The sequence below is a fragment of the Undibacterium sp. GW821-FHT07F11 genome (assembly GCF_059418665.1).
This window is the reverse complement of sequence record NZ_JBWKQH010000009.1, coordinates 316,367-340,441: the sequence shown is the minus strand read 5'-3', so window position 1 is coordinate 340,441 and position 24,075 is coordinate 316,367. Positions and strand designations below refer to the sequence as shown.

Below are 24,075 nucleotides of genomic sequence, written 5' to 3'. Positions count from 1 at the left end.
TGCGGTCATGGCGGCGGCTCAGCGTCTTGGTGTCACCAAGATCGGTATGGTCGGGAATGAGCAGTTCTTGAAGTAAAAAAAGTCACTACAGGCGCTAATACAAGTTGCGATGGTACTTGTAGTGAATGGGGCAAGTACCAGGCCTGTTTCATTGTGCTGGATGGCAATAGTGTGGTGGAAACAAAAGAGGCAAAATTAAATTTAACGATACCACTTAAATACCTATTGACATCCACTAGTAAAAAAACTTACAGTGAGGCTTAAAATAGTAGCAGAAGTACAGATTCTGATTCGACCTGATAAAACTTACCACCATTTACTTATCAATGAACAAACAAGCAGAACATCTTTCTACATCTGATTTGTCAGCGACTGCATTACAGTCCTCAACAAAACCTGCTTGTACATATTTGATTGGTGCCGATGGTGGTGGTACTGGCACGCGAGTGGTGTTGGCCGATGCCAGTGGTAAAGAACTGGGTCGTGGTAGTGCCGGCCCTTCTGGCCTGGCGCATGGCCGGGATAAAGCCTGGCAATCAATTTTGCTGGCGACCCAGCAAGCTTTTGCGGCAGCAAACCTGGACGTGCCAGCCCTGGCTGATATGGCTGTGGGCTGCGGTCTGGCCGGTGTCCATAATATTCACTGGGCCAGGGAGTTTGTTGCGCTCAATCCTGGCTTCGGTGCTGTCTGTGCAGAAACCGATGCCTATACCACTTTGCTGGGCGCACTTGATGGCAAACCTGGCTCTATCATTGCTTTAGGAACTGGTAGCGTCGGTGAAGTTTTGTTACCTGATGGTCAGCGGCGTGAAGTAGGTGGCTGGGGTTTCCCAGTCAGTGATGAGGCCAGTGGTGCCTGGCTCGGCATGCGTGCCGTCAATCATTTGCAACGTGTGCTGGATGGCCGTGCTGCCTCCAATCCATTTGCCAGTGCAGTGCTGGCACATTGTGGCGGTGATAAAGATGCCGTATTCGCCTGGCTGGCCCTGGCCAATCAAACACGTTATGCCGAACTGGCCCCCCTGGTGATACGTTTCGCTTCAGAGGTTGAGGTTGCACGCGAGATCATGCTCGAAGCCGGTAAAGAAGTCGCCATCATGGCGCAAGCCCTGGACCCCGAATCTGCTCTGCCCATCGCACTGTGTGGCGGTTTGGCAGCGCCAGTAGCCAGCTATTTGCCAGCCGCTTTAAAAGAGAGAATACAAATGCCCAAAGCCGATTCAGCAATTGGTGCTCTCATCCTGATACAGCAGCATTTGCAAGCCAAATAAATACATAAAAAGAGAGAAAGACATGCTGGCACAATTGATAGACTTTAAACCTGATGCAGAAAGTTCTACCCCCTTGTATCTGCAATTGGCGAACAAGCTCGCGAACGGTATACATAGCGGATTGTGGCAGCCGGACGAAGCCTTGCCCTCCGAGCGCATGTTATCTGATACTCTGGAAATCTCACGCGTCACAGCGCGCAAGGCCATAGACATGTTGTGCGAGCGTGGCATGCTGACGCGCAAACATGGCTCTGGCACTTACATCACACCGAAGCTGGAGCAGCCGCTGTCGCGTCTGACCAACTTCAGTGAAGAATTGCGCAACCGTGGTTTTGTTCCGGGTTCACGCTGGTTGTCACGCGAAACTGGTATCGCTTCGCCAGAAGAAATCTTATCTTTGGGTTTATCGCCTAATACCGTGGTATCGCGCCTCAAGCGTTTGCGTACCGCCGACAATGTCGTGATGGCGATAGAAAGCTCGACCATTCCGGCAATCTATATGCCAAATCCTAAACTGGTGAGCGACAGCCTGTACGGTTATCTGGAGTCGCATAATTTGTCACCGACACGCGCCTTGCAGCATATACGTGCCGTCAATGCGACTGCTGAACAGGCGCGCCTGGCGGACATCAAACAGGGCGCAGCGATGTTGTTCATCACCCGTGTTGCCTACCTCCCTAACGGTGCAGCGATAGAACTGTCGCATTCTTATTGCCGTAGTGACTACTATGACTTTGTGGCGGAGTTGTTCAGATGAGCTTGCAACAACAAGTGCAGGGACAAATACTGACACCGCAAGGCTGGGTGCATGGCTCTCTGGTATTCGATGAAAGAGTGCAGACCATCACTGCTGATGCAGAGAGTACTGCCGATGCAGAATCCCTGCATTACATCCTGCCTGGCTTTGTCGATTTGCACGTGCATGGAGCCGGTGGCAAAGACACCATGGAGGCTGGCGATGCCGTCGAAATCATCGCCCGCAAGCATGCCAAACACGGCACCACCAGCATGCTGGCCACCACCATGACAGCGCCGTTGTCTGATCTGGAACTGGCCTTGAAGGCGATCAGGCCGCTGGTAGATAAGCGCAGCAGCGGTTCTGCCCGCATATTGGGTGTGCATCTGGAAGGGCCATATATCAATCCCGGTAAGCTTGGTGCGCAGCCAGATTTTGCTCACACCGGTTCGCTGGAACAGGTACGTCACCTCGATGCAATAGCGCCAATCCGCCTGATTACCGTAGCACCTGAAATGGATGGTCATTTGCAACTGGTGCGCGAGCTGACAGCCATAGGCATGCAGGTGCAGATAGGCCATACCCTCGGGACTTATGAAGAGGGCAAGGCAGCACTGGAAAACGGTGCTACCGGTTTTACCCATTTGTATAACGCCATGTCACGCCTTGATCACCGCGCACCTGGTATGGTCGGTGCAGCTTTAGCGCATGCGCAGTTTTCTGAAATTATTCCCGACTTGTTGCACGTCCACCCTGGCGCCATCAAAGCCGCCATGCGTGCGATTCCGCATCTGTATTGCGTCACTGATTCCACCGCAGCTTCCGGCATGCCGGATGGGCAATACATGCTGGGCCGCCAAGTAGTGCATAAATGCCTTGGTGGTGTGCGTCTTGAAGATGGCACGCTGGCAGGCAGCACCCTGACCATGGATCAGGCTTTGCGCAATCTGGTCAGCATAGGCCTGGACCTGGAAGATGCGTCGAAGCGTGTTTCTACCTACGCAGCCGATTATCTGGGACTGAATGAGCGTGGCCGCCTGCAGGCAGGCAGTTACGCAGACCTGGTTGTGCTGGACCGTCAGCTCAACCTTATCGCTGTTTATGTAGAAGGAGAAAAGATTGACCTCGCAGATGCTTAAGGAAGCCAGCTCTTCCGCTGATTTTGTAGCCGAACAACTCAAACATGAAGGTGAGCGCTATGCCGAACTTGGCGCACACTTGCGCGCCAAACCACCAACATCCGTCGTTACCGTTGCCCGTGGCAGCTCAGACCATGCCGCCAATTATGCAGCCTATCTGATCATGGCCAGGGTAGGGCGCATCGTCGCTTCTTTGCCCATGTCTCTGGTGACCTTGAACAAGGCACCACTGGCAGCCAAAGACGCTCTGGCAATTGCAATTTCTCAGTCTGGTCAAAGCCCTGACGTGGTTGAGCCTATCCGCTATTTCCGCGAAGGTGGCGCTACTACCGTGGCCCTCGTCAACGACGCAGCATCACCACTGGCACAAAGCGCAGAATGGACCATGCCATTGCATGCAGGCCCGGAATTGAGTGTGGCTGCGACAAAGAGTTTTATCACTTCCCTGGTTGCAGGCGCACGCCTGGCAGGTCACTGGCAAAACGATGCAGAATTTTTGGCAGCGATAGAGCAGTTGCCAGAATCCTTGCACGCTGCCACCAAGCTCGACTGGTCACCTGCAATAGAAGTTTTGCAGCCCGCATCACGCATCATGGTAGTGGGCCGTGGTATTAGTTTCCCGGTAGCGCTGGAGTCTGCACTTAAATTCAAAGAGACTTCCGTCATCCAGGCAGAAGCTTTCAGCGGTGCAGAAATCAAGCATGGCCCTATGGCACTGATACATGATGGTTATCCATTATTGATATTCGCAACCCGCGGTCCGGCACAAGCTGGCCTGATTGCCCTGGCAGAAGAGATGCGTGGACGTGGCGCGAATGTCTTGCTGGCAGCACCAGAAGATGTCAAGGAACGTAACCTGACTTTGCCAGTTGCGGCAACACCTGATCTTGATCCTGTGGTTGCAATACAAGCCTTCTACATGATGGCAGCCAACCTGTCGATTGCCCGTGGCCTGGACCCGGACAAGCCAAGGCACTTGAGCAAAGTCACAAAGACAAATTGACACAGCTGAAGCAGCAGGCTATTTTTTAAAAACTTTAAAAATAGATACTGCCCCCAGTATTTTTATTAATGGCAAGATTGGTATGGTTAAAATGCAAAATTGCTTAAAAATATTGGGGAGTATGTGTAAAAGACTGATTTCGAAGTCGAAATTACGCTTGGCCTTGAGCGTGCTGCTATTGAGTTTCGGCTTGCACGGCAATGCCTTTGCCGTGCAGAAAATCGAATTCTGGACCATGAGCCTGAAGCCAAAATTCATTCCCTATTTTCAGGAACTCGTCAAAAATTACGAAGCCCAACACCCCGGCATCAAGCTCGAATGGGTGGATTTTCCCTGGGATATTCTGCAATTAAAACTGATCACCGCCATCGCTGCAGGTACGCCACCAGCACTCGTAAATTTGAGCGTGCCCTGGGCTGAAGAAATGGCGCGCGATGGTTTGCTTGAACCTGTTGATGCCTTGCTGGCAGCGCCAGGTGCTACCAATGACTACACGGATGCAGCATTGGCTGATCTGCGTTTCAATGGCAAGGTCTATGGCTTTCCGCATTACAGCAACGTCAATGTGATTGCCTATAACCGCAAGATACTGGCAGCGGCTGGCATCTTCCAGGCACCACGCAGCATGGATGAATTGCTGACCCAGGCCGTCATGATTTCCCTCAAAACTGGCAAGCCTGGCTATGCACCGGCACTCGGAAAGATCGATGGTTTTTTCATGCAGCAGGGGCTGGATTTGATGCGTGATGGCAAGGCAGTCTTCAATTCTCCAGCCCATGTGACATTGATCAAAAAACTGGCTGCCACTTACAAGGCAGGCGGTTTTTTAAAAGATAAATTATTTGCTGAAGACAATTTCCCTGCCGTGGTAGATGCCTATCTCGGTGGTCGTCTTGGCGTCATGGTCAGCGCACCGACTGCCATCAAACGCATACAGACTGATGCACCAGAAATTTATGCGCAGACCGGTATCTTCCCCGTGCCGCCAGGGCCAACCGGCATTAATGACGGTGGCTGGATGTTTCATTTCGCCATACCTAAAGGTGTAAAGAAAAAGGATATACCCGAAGTGGCAGCCTTCGCCCGCTATCTGACCAGCGATGCCAACCAGTTGACGTTTTCCCGCCAGGCTGGTGTCATGCCGACCACCAAACAGGCATTGATAAATCCCTACTTCAAGAAGATATTACCCAACGCGGGCGCGTCGGAGCAGGCATTGGCGGTTGCAGCAAACTCCATGAATTCTGCCCGCAGTCTGTATGTCAGCGGCATAGATGATTATGACGAATTGCGCCGTTTCCTGGTCAAGGCCGTCGAGGCAGGCGTTACCGGTCGCCGTGATATACAGGAAGCGCTGGATGAAGCTGTAGGCATATGGAACCGTAAATTGCAAGGGCCAAAGTTGCCATGAGCAAGTTGCTTACATCCTTACCTGCGTCCACACCTGTATCCGCAACCAGCAAGCGGCGCAATCTGCTGGCTTATGCCTTTCTGACACCGGCATTGCTGTTGCTGATGATGTTTTCTTTCTGGCCCGTCATGTATGGCTCTTACCTGAGTTTTACTGATTTCAGTCTGATACGCGAAGTGCATTGGGTAGGCTTTGCCAATTATCGCGCCCTGTTTGCGAATGACATGTTTTTGACGGGGCTTAAAAATTCCCTGCTGTTTTTGCTGGTCGTGCCCTTTACGCAATTGGGGGCGATCTCGCTGGCAGTGCTGGTGAATAATCAATTGCCCGGTATACGCTGGTTTCGCGCTGCCTATTATGTGCCGGTAGTGACTACGGTTTCTGTGGTCGGCATCATGTGGGGCTTCATGTTCCATGAGCAGGGCACACTGAATTATGTGCTGCTGCAATTACATCTGATTGCTGCACCGCTGGGCTGGTTATCGGACGATGCGCTCGCTCTGTTTGCCGTGATGTTTGTCTCGTTCTGGCGTGGCCTGGGTTGGTATATGGTGATGTACCTGGCTGCCTTGCAGTCACTGCCCGCCGAGATGCAGGAAGCTGCAACACTCGATGGTGCCAATCGCTGGCAACGCTTCTGGCGCATCACCGTGCCCATGCTGAAGCCGACGATACTGGTCTGCAGCATCATGTCGGTGCTTGCTGCTCTCAAAGCCTATCAGGAAGTCGATGTGCTGACCCAGGGTGGCCCCATGAATTCCACCTTCACGGCCCTGTATTACGCTTATGACCAGGGTTTGAAGCACTTGAAACTGCCGCGCGGTTTGGCTGCGAGTTTCGTTGTCTCCCTCTGCTGCATGGCGATCGCTTTCGTCTGCCTGCGCTGGCTTAAACCTGGGCACAGGGAATGAGCATGCATATCAAAAAAGTCCTGCGCACGGCTTCTCAATATGGCTTGCTGAGTCTGATTGCCATCATCTGTATTTTCCCCTTCTGGTGGACGCTGGTGGTAGCAATGTCCACCGAGGGTAATCTGTTTGAATTCCCCCCCACATTTTGGCCGCGTGGTATTTCGCTGGATAATTTTATAGAGGCTTTCCGCGTCATCCCTATCATCGCCTTCTACAAGAATTCATTGCTGATCACTTTGGCGACAGTACTGGGCAAGCTCGTTGTTTGCGCACTCGCTGCTTACCCCTTATCACGCATGCAATTCAGCGGCAGCAAGCTCATCATGGGTGTGATACTGGCGACCATGATTTTGCCTTCTGAAGTCAATTTCCTGGTCAACTTCATCACCATGACCAAAATATCCCTGGTGAATACTTATACCGCCGTAGTCTTGCCAAATATCGTGACGGCAGTCTCGATACTCTTGCTGAAACAGGCTTTTGATGAAGTGCCGCAAGACTTGCTTGATGCCGCTCGCGTCGATGGTGCCAGCGAATGGATCATCTTTTATCGCATCGTCCTGCCATTGATTACACCCTGGCTGGCCACGGTGGGGATCCTGACTGCGGTGGAGGCATGGAATGAATACATCTGGCCATCGATAGTCATCAGCAAGCCAGAAGATTTTCCCTTATCTGCCGGCGTGCTGTATCTGCGTGGTACATACGGCAGCAGCACCCGCGTGATTGCGGCAGGAACCATTTTGACAGTTGCACCTATATTGGTCGCTTTTTTATTTACCCAGCGCTTTTTTATGCGCGGCATGGATGGAGCAGTGAAATGACGCAAGACAATAAGCAAGACAACAATAAGCAACAAACCCTGACACGCGAAGAAGCACGCCGCCTGGCCGGGCAACTGGTGATGATACGCATGCCCATCACCAGCCTGGATGCGACATCGGCGCAATTTTTAAAAGACAATCATATCCGTGGCATTTGCCTGTTCAGGCAAAACATGGTTGACGAAATCCAGCTGAAAAAACTGACGGCTGATCTGCGCCTTATCTTGGGGGAGGGGGCGCTGATCGGTATCGATCAGGAAGGGGGCGCAGTCGTGCGTTCCACCTGGGTACCGCAGCCCCCGGCGGCAATGTCGCTGGGGGCCAGCGATGATACTGAGCTATGCCGCCAGGTGGGTGCTGCTGTCGCGCGCGGTGTCAAGGCGCTGGGCTTCAACTGGAACTTTGCGCCTGTGCTGGATTTGAATAATAACGTCGATAATCCCGTTATCTCTGAACGTTCGTTTGGCTCTGATCCCAAGCGTGCCAGTGAACTGGCCCTGGCCTGGATGGACGGCAGCCTGGCTGAAGGCGTGGCTTGCTGCGTCAAACATTTTCCCGGTCATGGCGACACCAATGTTGATTCCCATCGTGACCTGCCAACCGTGAACAAGAGCCTGGCAGAATTGCAGGCGCTGGAACTGGCACCTTTCCAGACCGCAGTCAGCCGCAATGCACCAGCGATGATGACCGCGCATATCGTTTACCCCGCACTGGATGCAGAAAACCCTGCCACCATGTCCAAGCCCATCCTGACCGGCCTGTTGCGCGATCAATGGAATTACCAGGGCGTGGTGATTACGGACGGCATGGACATGCATGCCATAGCAGGCCGTTATGGTGTAGGCAATGCCGCTGTACGCGCCTTGCTGGCCGGTGCCGACATGGTCATGGCACTGGGCACCACAGAGACGCAACTGGAAACCCTGAATGCCTTGACCGAAGTAATTTTTTCTGGCCAGATTTCACTCGCAGAAGTACAGCAAAAACTGCAACGCATGGCAGACCTGACCAGGGCCTATCCCTGCATAGACACTGCCTACCAGACCGACATGGCAGACCGCATCCTCATGTCCACCGCCTGGAAGCGTGGCCTGACTACCCAGGGCAATGCACAACCGCCTGCGAAGAGCAGCAAGCTGCGCCTCGTCATCAGCGCCGATGTCGTCAGCGATGGCGTTTCAGAAGCAGGCATACCCGCAGCAAAAGTCAGCGCCATGCTCGCCAGTTTGTATGATGTTGATACCGTCACCTTTGACAATGCCGACAGCTTTGACTGGAGCGCCTTGCCAGATGATGGCCGCTTCGTCGTACTGGCATCCACTGTGCGCATACGCTACAGCAAGCAGGTGCGCGACACCTGGAAGCCAGACCTGCACCTGGTCTTGTGGAACCCGTTTCAAATGCTCGATATTCAGGCACCTGCACTCATCACCTACGGCTTTGCACCACCAGCCATAGATGCAGCACGCGCATGGTTTGCCGCAGAAGTGGTCGCCAGCGGCCAGATACCGGTTGTGGGTTTTTCCAGCGCTGCTGCATAAGGGAATCAGGGATGGCCGAAGTCAGACTGCAGCAGATCAGCAAATCCTATGGCAACAACCAGGTTTTGCAAGGCATAGACCTGCATGTGCGCAATGGTGAATTCATGGTCTTTGTCGGCCCCTCAGGCTGCGGCAAATCCACGCTCTTGCGCATGATTGCGGGTCTGGAAGAGATCAGCGCTGGTGAACTGCATATAGATAATCAGCTGGCCAACGATATTCCGCCCGCCAAGCGCGGCCTGGCCATGGTGTTCCAGTCATATGCCCTGTACCCGCACATGACCGTGTATGAAAACATGGCCTTCAGCCTTAGCCTCACCAGCATGAGCAAGGCCGAGATAGACACAGCCGTACAACACGCCGCCAGCATTCTGCAAATGACTCATCTGCTGCAACGCAAGCCGCGTGACCTGTCCGGTGGCCAGCGCCAGCGCGTCGCCATAGGCCGCGCCATCGTGCGCAAGCCCGGCCTGTTCCTGTTCGATGAACCGCTATCGAACCTCGACGCCAGCCTGCGCGTACAAATGCGCATAGAGCTCAGCAAACTCCACAGGGAACTTGCCGCCACCATGATCTACGTGACGCACGACCAGGTAGAAGCCATGACCCTGGGCCAGCGCATAGCTGTATTCAACGGCGGCAAGATAGAACAAATAGGCGCACCGCTGGAACTCTACGACAAACCCGCCAACCTCTTCGTCGCAGGCTTCCTTGGTTCACCGAAGATGAACATCGTCAAGGCCAGGGTATTGCGCAATCTCGGTAATGAGGTAGAACTGCAACTGGCAGCAGGCACTCATATCAGCGTTCAGCTTGATGCCAGTAATTTACAGACAGGCGACGAAGTCAGCCTCGGCATCAGGGCAGAACACATCCTGCTGGCATCACAAACCACGGAGCACAGCAATCAGCTTGAAGTCTGCATCAGCTTTGTTGAACATCTGGGCGATGCTTCCATCGTCTATGCGACACTGGCGGGTGAAGAAAACCTGTTTGCTATCAAGCTGCCAGCGGATACTTCAGACCTGTATGCGGGAGCTGATCTTTGTATACAACTGCCGGGGCATAGGTGTCATGTGTTTGATGGCAAGGGTGTCGCATTAGGTCGGTAACACCGGGCTGACGATGAGAGTTATTCTAGTAGAATAACTCTCAGGATAATGATAATAAGCCTGTCAGCACAACCGACAAATTATTTCTTGCCGTCACTCAAAGCATAGGCAACGATGGCATTGGCGTGACCATGCCCCATCTCATGTTCAGCCTTGAGCTTGTTAACAATCTCCATGTGCTTCAACCCCTTGTTCTGCTGAACCAGATCCAGCCAGTGCTGGATGGGCTTGCCGTACTTCTTTTCTATCGATGGGAGATAAGAGGCTGGGCCTTTGACTTTTTCTTCTTCAGACATGTGATACTTCCTTTCTCTGGTTTAGTGAGGCGGGGGACGTAAGCGGCAATCTGCATAAGGTATAGTTCTTACATAAGCGAGCGCATTCTGATTGTATATATTGTAATCTAAAGAGCAACATGAACATGCAAAGTAATTTATCTGAATTGGAAGACTGGCAGGCTGTTACTAACTGGCCCAAGTCAATTATTTATCCAGATGCTTACGATGGAGGGGAAACATTGGCACTAAGCTGGGATCTTGGTGCCGTTCCTGACAATGAAAAGAAGAAAGTGATACAACTTTGGAGCGCTAAACTTCCCGAACTTACTAATGTGCGCAGATTAAGCCTTTGGACTCATGTAACTCAACCAGTATTTGATGCTGCATGCAAAATGCCTGCTCTGGAGCATTTGCAAATTAAGTGGAGCAATCTAAAATCTTTACAGGGTATTGAGCAGCTTCAAAATTTGCGACGATTGAATATAGGAAGCTCCACGAAAATTGACTCTTTAGATCCATTGCGAAAACTGAGTCAATTAAAGGTTTTGGAGATTGAAAATTTCAAATCGATTTCAGATTTTTCTCCGCTGCTTGATTTGACTTTGCTTGAGTCTTTATCGGTTACCGGAAGTATGTGGTCACGTCAAAATTTGGGTTCGATAGAGCCTTTTGCCAAGATGACCTGGCTCAAATCACTTTGTATTGATACTTCACATATTGCATCGATTAAAGCTTTAGCAAGCTTAAAAGGACTGCAGTACTTGGGCGTTGGAGGACGTCTTCCAATGGAAGAGTATGCCTGGCTTTCTGCCAAATTACCGAATACACAGTGCAAATGGTTCTTCCCTTACCTAAATTTTTCTGCATTAGAAACTGGGCCATGTGAAAAATGCAAAACGGGATCGAAACTGATGCTTACTGGAAAAGGTGCACGCGTTTTATGCGAAGTTTGTGACAAGGCAAAAATTGAAAAATATAAGGCTAGCTTTGAGGCAGCTAAAGCCGCTGCTTTTGATTGAGTATTCTTAAACCAGTTGCTTCACAATGAAGCAAACTTCCCCGCCAAAAACTCCACCAGCGCCCGCACCCGGTTCGGTATAAAACGCCCACTGGGCAGCAGTGCATGCAAGGGATAAGCCTCAGTCTCCCAGTCCGTCAGCAGTGCCACCAGGCTGCCATCTTCCAGCTCTTGCCTGACATCGATCAATGATTTGAAAATGATGCCAGCGCCTGCTATCGCCCACATGCGGGCCAGTGAGGCGTCGTCGGCGCTGCGGTCGCCTTTTACTCTGACTTCCTTCCATTTGCCGTTTTGCCCAAAGCGCCAGGTTTTGTGCAGGCGGCTGCTGCGTTCGAACAGCAGGCAATTGTGCTGGGTAAGGTCTTGCGGTGTTTGCGGGGCGGGGTGGCGGGCCAGGTAGCTAGGGGCGGCGCAGAGTATGGGGCGGCTTTGTGCCAGTACCCTGGCCACCAGGCGTGAGTCTGTCAGGGTGCCATATCTTATTGCCACGTCGACTTCATCACGTACTACGTCCAGTGGCCTGTCACCGACATTCAGCGCCAGTTGCACGCCTGGATGCAGTGCCAGGAATTCATCCAGCCAGGGTAGCAGGGTGGTGCGGGTCAGGTCGGACGGGGCGGCGACGCGTATCGTGCCGACCAGAGCGGTGCGGGCTTCTGATACCTGGGATTCGCCTTCATCGAGCAAATCAAATGCCCTTTGTGCATAGTCGAGCAGGATTTGCCCTTGGGCGGTGATGCGCAGGGCGCGGGTCGATCGTTCGAACAGGCGGGTGCCCAACTGGGTTTCCAGGCGCTTGAGGGTGGCGCTGGCGGCCGCGGGTGTCATGCCCAATACGCTGGCTGCGCCTGAAAGTGAGCCGCAGCGTGCGGTTTGCACGAGTACATGCAGGTCGCTGAGATTTTCAATTTTCATTTGAAAGTGATAGTTATTTATCGGTCTTATCAATTCATGCTTCAGATTCTACAATGCTTGCACTGATCTGGAAATGTTTCTGGACACCATACCGATACTAAAAATACTCAACATACTCAAGGACTTAACATGAAAGCCATTGCTTACCGCCATTCTTTACCTATCGATAACACTGCATCGCTGGAAGATGTGGAATTGCCAAAACCAGTGCTGGAAGCGCGTGACTTGCTGGTGCGTGTGAATGCGATCTCAGTCAACCCTGTGGATACCAAGGTCAGGCTGGGCCGCGCACCTGCTGAAGGCCAGTTGAATGTGCTGGGCTGGGATGCGGTAGGCATAGTGGAAGAAGTTGGCGCTGCAGTCAGCAACTTTAAAGCTGGCGACCGTGTGTACTATGCTGGCGCGATAGACCGCCTCGGTGCAAACAGTGAGTTGCATGCTGTCGATGAACGCATAGTCGCCAAGGCACCTACTACACTGGATGATGCACAAGCCGCTGCCTTGCCACTGACGACCATCACCGCATACGAATTGTTGTTTGAACGCCTGGGCGTTGCCAAGAACGGTGGTGCAGGCCAGACCCTCCTGGTGATAGGTGGTGCTGGTGGCGTTGGTTCCATCCTCATACAACTGGCACGCCAACTGACACAATTGCGTGTGATTGCCACTGCTTCACGTGCCGAGACACGTCAGTGGTGCCTCGATCTGGGTGCACATGCAGTGATCGACCATTCCAATCCGCTGAGCGCTGAATTGAAAGCCATGGGTATCAATGAAGTTGATATCGTTGCTGGCCTGACGCAGACAGCACAGCACTATGCAGAAATCATCGCCAGCCTGAAGCCACAAGGCAAGCTGGCTGTGATCGACGACATGGTGGCACTGGACTTGATGCAGTTGAAAGGCAAATCCATCTCCCTGCACTGGGAAATGATGTTCACCCGCTCGATGTTCAAGACGGTCGATATGGACGAACAAGGCAAGCTGCTGGCAGAAGTGGCGGCACTGGTGGATGCAGGCAAAGTGCGTACAACTGTGAATGCGAATTTTGGCAAGATCAATGCGGCAAACTTGCGCAAGGCGCATGCGCTGATAGAAAGCGGCAAGGCGCAAGGCAAGGTTGTTCTGCAAGGCTTTTAATTTAATCTCACCAGAAATAACCGGAAAGTTGTTATGCAAACGATGAACATCAATAAATCATTTGCGGCTGCCAGCATCACTTGCGATGCCGCGCACGCCCTGATCAGCGCAGCCAGTGCTGCCGCCCGTGACATCGGTATCGATGTCACGATAGCAGTCACTGACAATGCAGGTCATTTGAAAGCATTTGAACGTGCAGACAGCGCCGCATTTTTGACTGTGGATGTGGCAATCGACAAGGCCTGGACTGCAGCTTCATTTGGTTTGCCTACCCATACCTGGACTGCCATCATCAGCAATGACGTGGTGGCCCAGCTTGCCCACAGGCCGCGCCTGGTGGCGGTTGGCGGTGGCTGCCCCATTATTGAAAATGGCAAAGTCATCGGTGGTATAGGCATATCAGGCGGTAATGCACTCCAAGACCAGCAGGCGGCAGAAATTGCATTGGCTGCACTGGGCTTTGAAGTGAAGGCATAGGCTCAGACCCAGGCCCAGTCCATTTGTTGAGAGTGCATGCGTGTCATGCACTCTTTCTTGTAGAGATCAAACAACATGACAGCTATCATTATCCGCTCATTCGTCAACATTCTGGCTACGGTTTTACTCGCCCTTAACATGTCCGTTGCTAGGGCAGAAAATACCAGAGAGGCAGATGCCGTAAAAGCCGCATCGGTCGATTTTTTCAATAGCGTCAGCCAGCGTAATTTAGCAGCAGTTGCCAGATATCTTGACACTGAAGGTTTCACAGAATTCGTTCCTGAATCAGACAAACTCTTGCAACTGAATGCGAATGCCTTTGCGGGACTATTCAAATCCGGCGCGCAAATTGATTTGCGTCTTGTCGATGTGCAGGTCAAGGCCACGGCTGATGCAGCGATAGTCACTGGCACCCGTACTGGTGCGATTACCAGGCCGGGTGCGGCAGTTGTTGAGGGTAAATCGCTGATCACGATGGTGTGGTTTAAAAAGGATAATGCCTGGCTATTGAAGCATATCCATCTGTCACCTGTGACCAGCAATAAATAATCGACGACTAGAGGCGTGGCAACCACATGCCCATAAACGCCACAAAGATACCCATGCCGCTGGCTGCACTTAAAACCAGCAATATCCCCGCCATGCTGAAGTGAACTGCTTTGTTTTTGCTGTCTTGCGCACGCAAATATAATTCACAGACGATCAACGGTATGAGGGAATTGGCAAAGGAAATGAAGCTCAGAAATGGTCCTTCAAAAGTCTTGGGATTAAAACCTGCCGGGCCATGGTTGATGGCTATCCAGAACATCAGGCCTATGCGGAAGAACCAGACACCATTCGCCACAAGAAACAGGCGCAGTGCCCAGCGGCGGTGAAGGGCGAACTGGCGGGCGAGAGCATGGCGCAAGGCCATGCCTGCGCAAACCAGGATTAATACTGCATTCAGGCTGACACCCAGATGCTGGGTAAAGTCACCAACACCATTGCGTAACCAGACCATGTATAAACCAGTCGTAGCGGCAATGATGAGGCTGGACAAATAGATGCGCCCGTTCCAGCGATGGAATCTTGGTGCTCGTGCGCGGATTTGCGGGATCATCTGCAATATGCCCGCCAGGGTAATACTGGCCGCCAGAAAGATATGTGTAATGATGGCGAAATTGCCTGCGCTGTCGCCTTTGATATAGCCGTGTGGCAGTACTTTGCTCCATGCAGCAAGATCGCCTTTCATTGCTGACAGAACGTAAAAACCCAGAATGTAATACACGAATAAAAGTTGGCCTATGACGGCAACTGAAAACCACAGTACTGCGGCATATTTCAGGCAGGTACGGGAGATTTTTTCTATTCCATATTTTTTCAATGGTGGTGCAGCTTGTGCAGAATATAAATTACTCGTTTCGAAAACAGTATCTTGCGTCATTTGAAAACTCCTTTTAATGAAGTGATTAGTCGTGCCTGATCCTGCCGTACAGGCGTAGGTGTGCTTGCAAAGCGTGCCTGCAAAGGCGGCTTTGCTTTTATGGTTTGTTGCTGAAGAAAATCAGTGCGGTGCTACATCTGCCTGAAAAGATGGAGGTAGCTGCGGCTGACTGGCAATACATCGGGGCGGCCGCGTATATGCAGTTCAGCAGTTTCATTCATGCCGCGTGTGACTTCGCTGACATAGTGCAGATTGACGATGACAGAGCGGTGGGTTTGCGCAAAACGGTCAGGGTCGAGTTCATCACTGAGTTCACGTATGCTCTTGCGTATCAGTGCATCGCCACCTTCCCAGGCGACCAGGGTGTATTTGTCGTCAGCGCGCAGGAAGGCGATTTGTTCTACCGGTATCAGGCGCACGCTATTGCCTACTGATGCCTTTATCCATTGCAGGTAGTTTGGTTTTGGGTTGCGCTGGCGCATGTCGCTGGCCATACGGTCAAGCAGGGCATCATAGCTTGTGCCTATGTCATTCGCTTGCGTCAACCGTTGTTGCAGGCGCGTGATGGTATCAGCCAGGCGCGCTTCTATGATGGGCTTGACGAGGTAATCAAGGGCACCTTGCTCAAACGCCTGCACTGCATATTGTTCATAGGCGGTAAAGAAGACGATATGCGCCCTGCGTGCGATAGACCGCGCAGCTTCTATGCCATTCAAGCCGGGCATGTGCACGTCCAGGAACACGATGTCGGGCTGATGGATGTCGAACATTTCCACCGCTTCACGGCCATTGCGTGCTTCATCGATGATATGCAGTTCTGGCCACAGGCGTGCCAGGTTGGTGCGCAGATGTTCCCTTAGCAAAGGTTCGTCATCGGCGATCAGCGCAGTAATCTGCTTCATACTTTGGCTCCCGGATGAAAAATTAACTCAACGCGCAAACCATGTGGTGTCTGCTCATGCAAATCGACACGCGCATCCTTGCCAAAGCAGGCTTGCAGCCGCGCTTTTACATTGGCCAGGCCGGTGCCTGGCACGGCAGTTTCTGCCATGCCTGTGCCTGTGTCAGCTACCCAAAGCGTTACCATGTTGTTTGCGTCCTGCTTGCCGCCGACTTCGATGCTGCCACCTTCTGTGCTGGGGTCTATGCCGTGGCGCACGGCATTTTCTACCAGCGTCAACAAAGCCATGGCAGGGAAGCGCTGACCCTTCAATTCAGGTGCCAGCCTCAGTTCAAATTGCAGGCGGTCAGGCATGCGCATGTGCATGATTTCGAGATAGGCGCTGACCAATTGCATTTCATTTTCTAATGTCGCCTCCGCATCATTCAGGCGAGGTATCGCGGCGCGCAGATAGGCAATCAGATGACGCAGGACTGGTGCTGCATTATCTGAACCAGCTTCAACCAGGGCTTGCACATTCGCCAGGGTATTGAACAGGAAGTGCGGTTCTATCTGCGCTTGCAATAGCCGCAGGCGGGCATCCAGCACTTCGCGTTCCAGCGCGTTCTTCTCCAGTTCCAGTTGCAGGCGGTCTGCACGTTCACGTTGCTTGCCTTCGCGATTGATAGCGACAACGGCAACGATGGAACCAAAAAACAGCGCAAAAATCGTACTCGTGGCAAAACCTGACAAGAGATTATTCGCCTTGATGAAATTCATGAAATTGCCCGCTATCGCCACATAGGCTGTCAGACTGGCAAACGGGGCCAGCAAACAGACCGCCGCTACTCGTACCAGCCAGTGTGGTATCCAGCGTGGCAGCCACAGCAAACGCCAGGTACCTGAGACGGTGAACGCCAGCAGCATGACCATGGCGATGAATGTCGTGCGCCTCAGCACCAGCCAGAATGGCGACTGGAAGACGGGCGTGGTCACCCAGGCGATCAATACACTGATGATCAGCACCACGGCAATTTGTCGCGGTCTTGGCAGTGCAGGCCAGCGTGGGCTTGTGGTAGTGACGGTTTTCATGGAGCTAAGATAGCTGCAACTGATATTTTCGACAAGCAGCTCAGTATGGATATGCGGCTAATGACGGTTTTCGGGGCTTGAATGACGGAAATGCCGGTAAATGCCACTGCCAAGGCTTAACTATAATTTGCAAATATGAACCACTTCCAGAAAGTATCTGTCCCTTTTTAACGTAAACTGAGTGGTATCAGCGATATATTGGATTTGGCCGTATTGAACCAATTCAGGAATGAGAATGCAATGATGAAGAAATGGATGTTTGCAGCGACGGTGCTGGTAGCATCGCCAGCAATGGCAGACACTTTTCGCATTGCTTATTACGAGGGTGGCGATGCGCCCTTTGTCTTGCTGGACAAGCGCGGCCCCAGAGGTATTTTCCCTGACCTGATGGCAGCTATCGTCAAGCTGAGTGGCGACAAGCTGGAGCAAAAGTTTCTACCCATGCGCCGTCTGCTCAAGTCATTTGAGGATGGGCAACTCGACATGGAAGTCGGGGCAAATCCAAAATGGCGCAGTAATTCGCCAGTGCCCGGCGTGTACAGCATAGCCTTTGGTTTGCCCAGGGCAGTACTATGTTTTCGTCCCGGCGAAACACCCAGGGCACAGGCAGTCACAGATTTTTATGGCCAGAAGGTGGGTGTGATTTCTGGCTATTCCTATCCCGAATTTGAAGCTGCCTTTGCCAGTGGCAAAATACAAAGGGAAGACATTTTCAACTCCCCCAATCTTTTGCTGACCTTGCGGGCAAAACGCTTTGACCAGATCATCATCAGCAACTATGTACGGCAATACTGGACCAAGGTCGATGCACAGCGCTATGGCTGCGATGAAGGCCGCATGATAGATGAAAGCGAAATGATGCTGAGGGTGCACCCCTCCAAAGCCGACGCTTTGCCACGCCTGAACGCTGCTATCGCCACCCTGAAAAAGAGTGGTGAACTCGATGCAATCTTCAGGCGCTATACGGATTGATGTGATTAATTGACAGACTCAGGGCGCTGGCGGCGATGCTGGTGATGCCAGTGGTTGACCTTTTTCGACTACATATACACCAACCAGTTTGATGGGGTCTTTGCCATGATTTTTTGCACTATGGACGACACCGGCAGGTATGACAAATCCTTCTCCCGGTTTTACTTTACGTGGCGGCTGATTGGCGATCAGTAACTCCACCTCTCCATGCATAACATAGCTGATTTCATCACCAGGATGGGTATGCCAGTCGACCTTGCCACCAGCGGCTATATCAATGCGGAAGATGTAATCTTCCTTGCCGGGAATCGATGAATCGGCCTGTATCACGGGGGTGCGGGTAACACCTGAGTTTTGTGCCAGCAGGTTGGTGCTGATCAATAATAAGCAGATGGCAGTCAAGTGGCGCAAGATGCTGGTTTTGGTCGAATGCAAGATAAATCTCCCGGTTGAATAGACATGCGCTGTTGTACATGTTTGCGCATGGTTATAATTACAATCCTTTTTGATAAGAGAGTAAAGGGAAAATGAATTTGTCTTCGACAGATGTTGTTTCCTGGGTGTTTGCTGCTGTTTTGAAATGATGCGGACCACGGCCCGCATCATTGACAGAAGGACTGTCAGGCATCGGCAGTTTTTGCCATGCCTTCAGCCACTTCGTTACTGTTGCCTTCTTTGCCATACGTTGCGCTGTCGCCAAAAGAGACAAAGCGCGTCATTACCAATACGGGGATAGCACTGAGCAAGACCCAGATAAAAAAATTCTTGTAGCCGAGTGCCAACTGTATGTCGCCGCTGATGGTCTTGAACAAGACAAAACCGAGCTGCATGACCCCGGTGCCTAATGCATAGTGGGCAGTCTGGTACTTGCCGACAGCTACAACCTGCATGATGAACAGGATCAAACCAACGAAGCCAAAGCCGTAACCAAACATTTCCAGCGCCAGGGCGGTAGTGATGATGCTGATATTGTCAGGTAGTGTGGTGCTGAGGAAAAAGAACACCAGGTTGGGCACATTCATTGCCAGTATCAGCCAGGGCAGGGCGCGCTTTAGACCCAGCCAGGACGCAAAATACCCACCAAGCACGCTACCACCCAAAAAGGCAACGGTGCCAGCCGTGCCATAGGCAAGGCCGACTTGCTCGGTCGTCAGGCCCAGGCCGCCCAGGTTTTTAGCTTCGCGCAAAAACAAAGGGCCTATGGTTTGTATCTGCCCTTCGGCAGCACGGAACAGAATGATGAAGGTGATGGCCAGCCAGATGCCAGGCTTCTTGAAGAAATCAATAATCACATCTTGCAGTGTCAGGAAAACGCTGCGCATGGAAGCTTCGGTATTGGTGTTTTTTGTGCCAGGCAAAGCCCAGCTGTGATACAGCCCAAGCACGACCAGCATGACACCCATGATGGCGAAAATGACAGTCCAGGCCTGTGCCGGTTCCAGGCGTTTTTCAAGATAGCCAGCCAGGTAAACCAGCCCACCCAGAGTGATGAATTTGGCTGCATTATAGAAAGCACCTTGCCAGCCTGCATATTCAGCCTGTTGCTTGTTGCTGAGGCTGGCGATATACAGGCCATCGGCTGCAATATCGTGGGTGGCCGAGGCAATTGCCACGACCCCAAGCAAGGCAATGCTGATAGCGAAATACATGGGCAATTGCAGCGACACGGCCACCAGGCCCAGCGATACGCCACCTATCAACTGAAATGCCACAACCACGGCCTTTTTACTGCTGGCAGCTTCGAGGAAGGGACTCCATAAAGGTTTAAAGACCCAGGCCAGGCCTATCAATCCTGTCCAGCGGGCGATATTGTCATTTGCTACCCCCATGCTTTTATACATGAGGCTGGCAACCAGGGCGACTGCATAAAATGGCAGCCCTTCGGCAAGATACAAGGTGGGCACCCAGCGCATGGGGTGGGGAGTCTTGGTTTTTTCTATGCTCATGGACATGTCTCTACTATTTAATTTTCTTAAAACCTAGTGTGTTTGCGCTATGTATTTTTTTGTGTTTTCTTGCCAGCACTGCAAACATACTAGTCACAAAATTGTCGGTCAACTGGTTTTATGTTTGCAATGCCACTTAAGTGCCAGTAAGATGTGGCGTGCTTTAAATTGGTCTCGATTAATGCTTTTCGTTTTGAGGAAAATTTCATTTTTTTCCTATGAAGGGAAGTTTTTATGTCTTGTTTTAATAGAAGAGGCCAGATTCAATACCACTTTGTCAGATTTTAGCACTGGTATTATCCCGCATGTTGATCGACGATGTGCTTTTTATGACGATGCGATGCTATGGCCAACAGGAATTGGTATTTCTGCACTGGTCTCAGTACGCTTTGGAGTTTGATATGTCTACAGTAAAACGTTACGCAGCGCTGGATGCCATGCGTGGCCTGACTGTTGCCGCCATGCTTTTTGTGAATAATGCAGGTGACTGGTCACATGTGTATCCCTGGCTGGAGCATGCAGCATGGCATGGCTGCACGCCTGCGGATTTTATCTTCCCATTTTTTCTGTTCATACTCGGTGCGTCTTTAGCCATGTCTCTGGATGCACAAGTCAGCAAGGGCATGGATGTGGCTTATATCCGCAAGAAGATACTCTGGCGCAGTTTGCGTCTGTTCACGTTGGGGATAGTCCTGCATCTCGTTGCCTGGGCCTTGATTGATGGCCGTAATTTCAGATTGCCTGGTGTCTTGCAGCGCATAGGAATTTGCTATGCAGTGATTGCCTGTCTGATTACCTATGTGCGTCAATTGTCCAGTCAGGTATTGCTATGTCTGGGTGCCATGCTGGCGTATTGGGCTTTGCTGTTCTGGGGCGGTTCGTATGAACCGCATCTGAACCTGGTGGACAAGATAGATAGCGCGATACTGGGCAAGCTGGCCTATAGTTATGACGCGCAAACAGGCCTGGCACAAGACCCGGAAGGTTTGCTGTCGACTTTGATGGCAATGGCAAGTGTCTTGATGGGCGTCTGGGCGGGCAGGGCCATGCGCGACGCTCAACTGATGCAGATGCTGGCTGGCGCGGCTGGTTTGATATTGCTGGCCCTGATCTGGTCAGCATATCTGCCTTTCAACAAACAACTCTGGACACCATCCTTTGTTTGCTGGAGCAGTGCCTGGGCGATATTGTTCTTGCTTGGCATGCATCTGCTGATAGACAAGCATGGCTGGCCAGCAATCGGTAAAAGTTTTGGTGTGAATGCTATAGCCGCTTACGCTGGTGCCTGGCTGGCAACTTGTGTCTTGGCATGGACTGGTTGGGCTACTGCGATTTACCAGCAAGTATTTGTACCTGTGCTGGCAAATCAAACAGGCGAAGAATTTTCATCCTTCGCCTATGCAGGGTGTTTCACTTTGGTGTTTGCGGCCCTGGCATTTGTCATGAACAAAAAGGGCTGGCGGATTACTATTTGAAGTGTCAAATAATTTACATCAACTTATTTACATCAACTTATTTACATCATGAGAGCCGTGGCAAGTGTATCGATTTGCTCTTCCTGCTCTTCCATGATGATCTGGAAATTGCTGTCTTCAGTATCAAAGTTGAGGCGGCGGGCAAAGCGCTTGTTGTATTCCCTGTCCACATCATGCAGGGGCGACAGCACCGGTGCGATGTCGTTGGCCAAAATCAGGGTATCACCCAGGGACTCTGGCGGGAATGCGCAGACGCCATGCCACATGGCTTCTACAGCTTGCATGACACTGTCAGGTACGCCGAGCTGGCGCATGATGCCACGACCTATCATGCGTTCGCCATATTCGATCCAGATTTCTGGTTCGCCATCAAGCAGGCCAGGGAACTCTTCCGCACGTGAGATGAGATAGAAACCACCAATTTCATGGACGATGCCAGCAAACATGGCAGTTTCAGGATCAACCCTGGTAACCTGTTTGGCAATGACCTGTGCCAGCGACGACACGTGGGCAGAATGCTCCCATAATCTGTCGGCCTTATGCTTCAAAACCGGGTCTGTAACCTTGCTATTCAGTTGGCGCACGATGACTGCGGCCAGCATGGCTTTCAGGGTACGAAAACCGAGGCGGTTGACCGCCAGCCTGACATGGGTGATTTCATTCGTCGAGCGGCGATAGGCTGCGGAGTTGGCAATGGCAACTGTACGGGCAGACAACAAAGGGTCGGCCATGATGAGTTTGGCTGCCGTGTCAATATGGCAATCAGGATCGTCCAGGGTACGTTGTAGTTTTAATGAAGCTTCCACATTGGTAGGGAAGACGATGTCCCCACGATTGACTTCTGCGGCTATGCTTTTGAAAATTTCCAACCTGTCCATGACTTTCTCCCGGTAAACATCTGGCGATTCCTCCACTCATTGGCCTGTTGCTACATGAGCTTGCATGTTGCGGCTTGTGCAGAATATTAAAAGTTGCCTTGAGGAATGATCGACTGTCTGTATGATAGTCAATAAATTCTCAAAAGCAACTTCTAATTTAACTTTATTTTGCAATCATCCAGCGCCTGTCGATAGCATACGCGCTCAGGGAAATCATGCAAGTTTTAATCAGGGGGGTAATTTACCAAAATATCCAGTACTACGTATATAGACGGAAAGTCATCTCTCTGCACTTTGACGTGATAAGTGCCAATTTTTGCAGGTGCAAGGTAGCTACCTGACAAGTTAATGCTGCCACCATCGGCTTCAATGACACTCCAGGTGACTGGCTGGCGTATGTAGTTGACATTTGGCGGATAATTAATGCTTGCCTGCAAGTTCATGGTAGCACCCGGCATGACATTGACTATGTGCTTATCCACGCTCAGCGTTGGCACAAAGTCTGGTGTGCTGTTATCCACTACCACTAAAGCTGTGGCGCTCAATGATGGATAATCTTCGCGCCGTGCCCTGATGTGATAAGTCCCGGGTTTGCTTGGTGCAGTGTATTCACCATTGATGCTGATAGCTCCACCATCGGCTTCTACTACCTGCCAGGTAACTGGCTGCCGTATGTAATCAATAAGTGGCGGATAATTCAACGTCGCGCTAAATACGCGGTTGCTACCGGGTGTCATGATCAGCGCGCCAGGGGTAATATCAATGCGGGGGGCAGTCTCCCAAAGGCCGGGGCCACTGCAAGACATGAATTGCTTGTCGCCTAACTGTATCAGACAACCTGGGCGACCAAATACCGGAAGACCGGTGGGTGGGTTTGTTTTTGCCAGCATATTGAGTAGCGGTTCATATAAATTTGCCGCCAATGCCAGGTTCAGTGTATCGAGTATTTTGTCCTGTGCGTCGCCACTGGCCGGGCTGGCACTGGTGGCCGCTTTCAGCGGTGTGCTGTAAAAGCCGCTTAAAGTGCTGGTGTCCAGTAAGCCACTGAGTACATTGCGAATCTCAGTTTGCGCAAGTGTGATATTGGCGCTGGTGAGGGTTCTTGCAATTGCATCAAAATCAGGATTGGTAAAAAACGCAGCCATATCGGTACGCATGAGGCGAGTTGACAGCATCTCAGTCAAAGGTGTCAGGTTGATGACGCCGGTAGTGACAGCAAGCGCATGCAGTTTTTTGCTATTCGCAGGATTTGCAGTTTCCAGTATGCAGGGCAGTGCACTGCCCGCAGGCAAGATGATTTCAAACGAACCATCAACCGCAGTTTTTGTTGCTCCCGTACCCGTGCGGCATTTGTAATTGACAGCCGAGTCAGCGATGGCCCTGCCTGTTGCCGCCGTGCCACGCAAGCTGAGGCTGGCGACCTGTGGCGTTACCACCGGGTTACTGGCAGTCGAACTGCCGCCTCCGCAGGCTGTCAGCAGGCCGGTGATCAGGCACAAGCTACCTGCCAGTAATATATGTCGAGCGTTCAATTTGCTGCCCCATTGTTTATTTTATCGTTCTATCATCATAGACGCTGAGGCTAAGCATACTTTTGGAAAAGTGTCGGCAAATTGTCATCAATTTGTAC

At 51.7% G+C, this 24,075-nt stretch carries 24 protein-coding genes; 15 read left to right on the top strand and 9 right to left on the bottom strand.

Features of this window, described 5'->3' with window-relative positions; translation table 11 throughout:
* Positions 1–326 precede the first annotated feature (326 nt).
* The 9 genes from AC07OI_RS22870 to AC07OI_RS22830 all read left to right on the top strand — a co-directional run bounded on the left by AC07OI_RS22870 (position 327) and on the right by AC07OI_RS22830 (position 9,948).
* A complete protein-coding gene (locus AC07OI_RS22870) occupies positions 327–1,271 on the top strand; it encodes a glucosamine kinase nucleotide-binding domain-containing protein (RefSeq protein ID WP_495258807.1) in 945 nt (314 codons plus the stop codon).
* Between the two features lie 22 nt (positions 1,272–1,293).
* A complete protein-coding gene (locus tag AC07OI_RS22865; protein WP_492708925.1) occupies positions 1,294–2,028 on the top strand; it encodes a GntR family transcriptional regulator in 735 nt (244 codons plus the stop codon).
* The gene (gene nagA / locus AC07OI_RS22860) at positions 2,025–3,146 is read left to right on the top strand and encodes an N-acetylglucosamine-6-phosphate deacetylase (RefSeq protein WP_495258806.1); all 1,122 of its coding nucleotides are present in this window, start codon (positions 2,025–2,027) and stop codon (positions 3,144–3,146) included. The genes AC07OI_RS22865 and nagA overlap by 4 nt, the downstream gene beginning before the upstream one ends.
* Positions 3,139–4,149, top strand: a complete 1,011-nt coding sequence (locus AC07OI_RS22855) for an SIS domain-containing protein (protein WP_423012122.1) — start codon at positions 3,139–3,141, stop codon at positions 4,147–4,149. The genes nagA and AC07OI_RS22855 overlap by 8 nt, the downstream gene beginning before the upstream one ends.
* A 157-nt stretch (positions 4,150–4,306) precedes the next feature.
* Positions 4,307–5,560 carry an ABC transporter substrate-binding protein gene (locus tag AC07OI_RS22850; protein ID WP_495258805.1) on the top strand — a complete coding sequence of 418 codons (1,254 nt, stop codon included), beginning with the start codon at positions 4,307–4,309 and terminating at the stop codon, positions 5,558–5,560.
* On the top strand, positions 5,557–6,471 hold the full coding sequence (locus AC07OI_RS22845; RefSeq protein WP_495258804.1) for a carbohydrate ABC transporter permease: 915 nt from the start codon (positions 5,557–5,559) through the stop codon (positions 6,469–6,471). The genes AC07OI_RS22850 and AC07OI_RS22845 overlap by 4 nt, the downstream gene beginning before the upstream one ends.
* Before the next feature lie 2 nt (positions 6,472–6,473).
* Complete coding sequence (locus AC07OI_RS22840) at positions 6,474–7,295, top strand: carbohydrate ABC transporter permease (RefSeq protein ID WP_495258803.1); 822 nt, start codon at positions 6,474–6,476, stop codon at positions 7,293–7,295.
* Positions 7,292–8,836, top strand: coding sequence for a beta-N-acetylhexosaminidase (gene nagZ / locus AC07OI_RS22835; RefSeq protein WP_495258802.1), 1,545 nt, complete (start codon positions 7,292–7,294; stop codon positions 8,834–8,836). Before AC07OI_RS22840 ends, nagZ begins: the two co-directional genes overlap by 4 nt.
* A gap of 11 nt (positions 8,837–8,847) precedes the next feature.
* Positions 8,848–9,948 carry an ABC transporter ATP-binding protein gene (locus AC07OI_RS22830; RefSeq protein ID WP_495258801.1) on the top strand — a complete coding sequence of 367 codons (1,101 nt, stop codon included), beginning with the start codon at positions 8,848–8,850 and terminating at the stop codon, positions 9,946–9,948.
* Positions 9,949–10,028: 80 nt separating this feature from the next.
* Here AC07OI_RS22830 and AC07OI_RS22825 read toward each other — a convergent pair whose 3' ends face one another.
* A complete protein-coding gene (locus AC07OI_RS22825) occupies positions 10,029–10,244 on the bottom strand; it encodes a DUF4287 domain-containing protein (RefSeq protein ID WP_495258800.1) in 216 nt (71 codons plus the stop codon).
* Between the two features lie 119 nt (positions 10,245–10,363).
* On the opposite strand from AC07OI_RS22825, the gene AC07OI_RS22820 reads away from it, so the two are divergent.
* Positions 10,364–11,245: a hypothetical protein gene (locus AC07OI_RS22820; RefSeq protein ID WP_495258799.1), complete on the top strand. Its 882-nt coding sequence runs from the start codon at positions 10,364–10,366 to the stop codon at positions 11,243–11,245.
* Between the two features lie 20 nt (positions 11,246–11,265).
* On the opposite strand, the gene AC07OI_RS22815 is transcribed toward AC07OI_RS22820, so the two are convergent.
* The gene (locus AC07OI_RS22815) at positions 11,266–12,162 is read right to left on the bottom strand and encodes a LysR family transcriptional regulator (protein ID WP_495258798.1); all 897 of its coding nucleotides are present in this window, start codon (positions 12,160–12,162) and stop codon (positions 11,266–11,268) included.
* A gap of 129 nt (positions 12,163–12,291) precedes the next feature.
* Here AC07OI_RS22815 and AC07OI_RS22810 point away from each other — a divergent pair, with 129 nt between their 5' ends.
* From AC07OI_RS22810 to AC07OI_RS22800, 3 genes are all read left to right on the top strand, one after another.
* Positions 12,292–13,302 carry a zinc-binding alcohol dehydrogenase family protein gene (locus AC07OI_RS22810; protein ID WP_495258797.1) on the top strand — a complete coding sequence of 337 codons (1,011 nt, stop codon included), beginning with the start codon at positions 12,292–12,294 and terminating at the stop codon, positions 13,300–13,302.
* A 33-nt stretch (positions 13,303–13,335) separates the two neighbouring features.
* Positions 13,336–13,779 carry a GlcG/HbpS family heme-binding protein gene (locus AC07OI_RS22805; protein WP_495258796.1) on the top strand — a complete coding sequence of 148 codons (444 nt, stop codon included), beginning with the start codon at positions 13,336–13,338 and terminating at the stop codon, positions 13,777–13,779.
* Between the two features lie 75 nt (positions 13,780–13,854).
* On the top strand, positions 13,855–14,328 hold the full coding sequence (locus AC07OI_RS22800; protein ID WP_495258795.1) for a YybH family protein: 474 nt from the start codon (positions 13,855–13,857) through the stop codon (positions 14,326–14,328).
* Positions 14,329–14,335: 7 nt separating this feature from the next.
* Here AC07OI_RS22800 and AC07OI_RS22795 read toward each other — a convergent pair whose 3' ends face one another.
* From AC07OI_RS22795 to AC07OI_RS22785, 3 genes are all read right to left on the bottom strand, one after another.
* Entirely contained in the window at positions 14,336–15,202 is an 867-nt protein-coding gene (locus AC07OI_RS22795) for a DUF2306 domain-containing protein (RefSeq protein ID WP_495258794.1), read from the bottom strand.
* A gap of 131 nt (positions 15,203–15,333) precedes the next feature.
* Positions 15,334–16,104, bottom strand: a complete 771-nt coding sequence (locus AC07OI_RS22790; RefSeq protein ID WP_495258793.1) for a LytR/AlgR family response regulator transcription factor — start codon at positions 16,102–16,104, stop codon at positions 15,334–15,336.
* Complete coding sequence (locus AC07OI_RS22785; RefSeq protein WP_495258792.1) at positions 16,101–17,174, bottom strand: sensor histidine kinase; 1,074 nt, start codon at positions 17,172–17,174, stop codon at positions 16,101–16,103. The genes AC07OI_RS22790 and AC07OI_RS22785 overlap by 4 nt, the downstream gene beginning before the upstream one ends.
* 240 nt (positions 17,175–17,414) lie before the next feature.
* On the opposite strand from AC07OI_RS22785, the gene AC07OI_RS22780 reads away from it, so the two are divergent.
* The gene (locus AC07OI_RS22780; protein WP_495258791.1) at positions 17,415–18,146 is read left to right on the top strand and encodes a substrate-binding periplasmic protein; all 732 of its coding nucleotides are present in this window, start codon (positions 17,415–17,417) and stop codon (positions 18,144–18,146) included.
* Positions 18,147–18,164: 18 nt separating this feature from the next.
* Here AC07OI_RS22780 and AC07OI_RS22775 read toward each other — a convergent pair whose 3' ends face one another.
* Together AC07OI_RS22775 and AC07OI_RS22770 are read right to left on the bottom strand one after the other, a co-directional pair.
* Positions 18,165–18,581, bottom strand: a complete 417-nt coding sequence (locus AC07OI_RS22775) for a cupin domain-containing protein (RefSeq protein WP_495258790.1) — start codon at positions 18,579–18,581, stop codon at positions 18,165–18,167.
* Between the two features lie 185 nt (positions 18,582–18,766).
* Positions 18,767–20,092: an MFS transporter gene (locus AC07OI_RS22770; protein ID WP_495258789.1), complete on the bottom strand. Its 1,326-nt coding sequence runs from the start codon at positions 20,090–20,092 to the stop codon at positions 18,767–18,769.
* Between the two features lie 401 nt (positions 20,093–20,493).
* Between AC07OI_RS22770 and AC07OI_RS22765 the strand changes: the two genes are divergently transcribed.
* Positions 20,494–21,567: an acyltransferase family protein gene (locus AC07OI_RS22765; protein ID WP_495258788.1), complete on the top strand. Its 1,074-nt coding sequence runs from the start codon at positions 20,494–20,496 to the stop codon at positions 21,565–21,567.
* 41 nt (positions 21,568–21,608) lie between these two features.
* On the opposite strand, the gene AC07OI_RS22760 is transcribed toward AC07OI_RS22765, so the two are convergent.
* Both AC07OI_RS22760 and AC07OI_RS22755 read right to left on the bottom strand, forming a co-directional pair.
* Positions 21,609–22,445: an HDOD domain-containing protein gene (locus AC07OI_RS22760; RefSeq protein WP_492708888.1), complete on the bottom strand. Its 837-nt coding sequence runs from the start codon at positions 22,443–22,445 to the stop codon at positions 21,609–21,611.
* 224 nt (positions 22,446–22,669) lie between these two features.
* On the bottom strand, positions 22,670–23,977 hold the full coding sequence (locus AC07OI_RS22755; RefSeq protein ID WP_495258787.1) for a hypothetical protein: 1,308 nt from the start codon (positions 23,975–23,977) through the stop codon (positions 22,670–22,672).
* Between the last annotated feature and the right edge of the window lie 98 nt (positions 23,978–24,075).

Excerpts from the sequence above, each read along its gene's own strand:
- AC07OI_RS22840 (WP_495258803.1), top strand. The coding sequence starts at position 6,474 with ATGCATATCAAAAAAGTCCTGCGCACGGCTTCTCAATATGGCTTGCTG.
- AC07OI_RS22865 (WP_492708925.1), top strand. The coding sequence starts at position 1,294 with ATGCTGGCACAATTGATAGACTTTAAACCTGATGCAGAAAGTTCTACC.
- AC07OI_RS22810 (WP_495258797.1), top strand. The coding sequence starts at position 12,292 with ATGAAAGCCATTGCTTACCGCCATTCTTTACCTATCGATAACACTGCA.
- AC07OI_RS22825 (WP_495258800.1), bottom strand. The coding sequence starts at position 10,244 with ATGTCTGAAGAAGAAAAAGTCAAAGGCCCAGCCTCTTATCTCCCATCG.
- AC07OI_RS22845 (WP_495258804.1), top strand. The coding sequence starts at position 5,557 with ATGAGCAAGTTGCTTACATCCTTACCTGCGTCCACACCTGTATCCGCA.
- AC07OI_RS22795 (WP_495258794.1), bottom strand. The coding sequence starts at position 15,202 with ATGACGCAAGATACTGTTTTCGAAACGAGTAATTTATATTCTGCACAA.
- AC07OI_RS22830 (WP_495258801.1), top strand. The coding sequence starts at position 8,848 with ATGGCCGAAGTCAGACTGCAGCAGATCAGCAAATCCTATGGCAACAAC.
- AC07OI_RS22800 (WP_495258795.1), top strand. The coding sequence starts at position 13,855 with ATGACAGCTATCATTATCCGCTCATTCGTCAACATTCTGGCTACGGTT.
- AC07OI_RS22805 (WP_495258796.1), top strand. The coding sequence starts at position 13,336 with ATGCAAACGATGAACATCAATAAATCATTTGCGGCTGCCAGCATCACT.
- AC07OI_RS22790 (WP_495258793.1), bottom strand. The coding sequence starts at position 16,104 with ATGAAGCAGATTACTGCGCTGATCGCCGATGACGAACCTTTGCTAAGG.
- AC07OI_RS22870 (WP_495258807.1), top strand. The coding sequence starts at position 327 with ATGAACAAACAAGCAGAACATCTTTCTACATCTGATTTGTCAGCGACT.
- AC07OI_RS22815 (WP_495258798.1), bottom strand. The coding sequence starts at position 12,162 with ATGAAAATTGAAAATCTCAGCGACCTGCATGTACTCGTGCAAACCGCA.
- AC07OI_RS22820 (WP_495258799.1), top strand. The coding sequence starts at position 10,364 with ATGAACATGCAAAGTAATTTATCTGAATTGGAAGACTGGCAGGCTGTT.
- AC07OI_RS22760 (WP_492708888.1), bottom strand. The coding sequence starts at position 22,445 with ATGGACAGGTTGGAAATTTTCAAAAGCATAGCCGCAGAAGTCAATCGT.
- AC07OI_RS22770 (WP_495258789.1), bottom strand. The coding sequence starts at position 20,092 with ATGAGCATAGAAAAAACCAAGACTCCCCACCCCATGCGCTGGGTGCCC.
- AC07OI_RS22780 (WP_495258791.1), top strand. The coding sequence starts at position 17,415 with ATGATGAAGAAATGGATGTTTGCAGCGACGGTGCTGGTAGCATCGCCA.
- AC07OI_RS22785 (WP_495258792.1), bottom strand. The coding sequence starts at position 17,174 with ATGAAAACCGTCACTACCACAAGCCCACGCTGGCCTGCACTGCCAAGA.
- AC07OI_RS22765 (WP_495258788.1), top strand. The coding sequence starts at position 20,494 with ATGTCTACAGTAAAACGTTACGCAGCGCTGGATGCCATGCGTGGCCTG.
- nagA (WP_495258806.1), top strand. The coding sequence starts at position 2,025 with ATGAGCTTGCAACAACAAGTGCAGGGACAAATACTGACACCGCAAGGC.
- AC07OI_RS22855 (WP_423012122.1), top strand. The coding sequence starts at position 3,139 with ATGCTTAAGGAAGCCAGCTCTTCCGCTGATTTTGTAGCCGAACAACTC.
- nagZ (WP_495258802.1), top strand. The coding sequence starts at position 7,292 with ATGACGCAAGACAATAAGCAAGACAACAATAAGCAACAAACCCTGACA.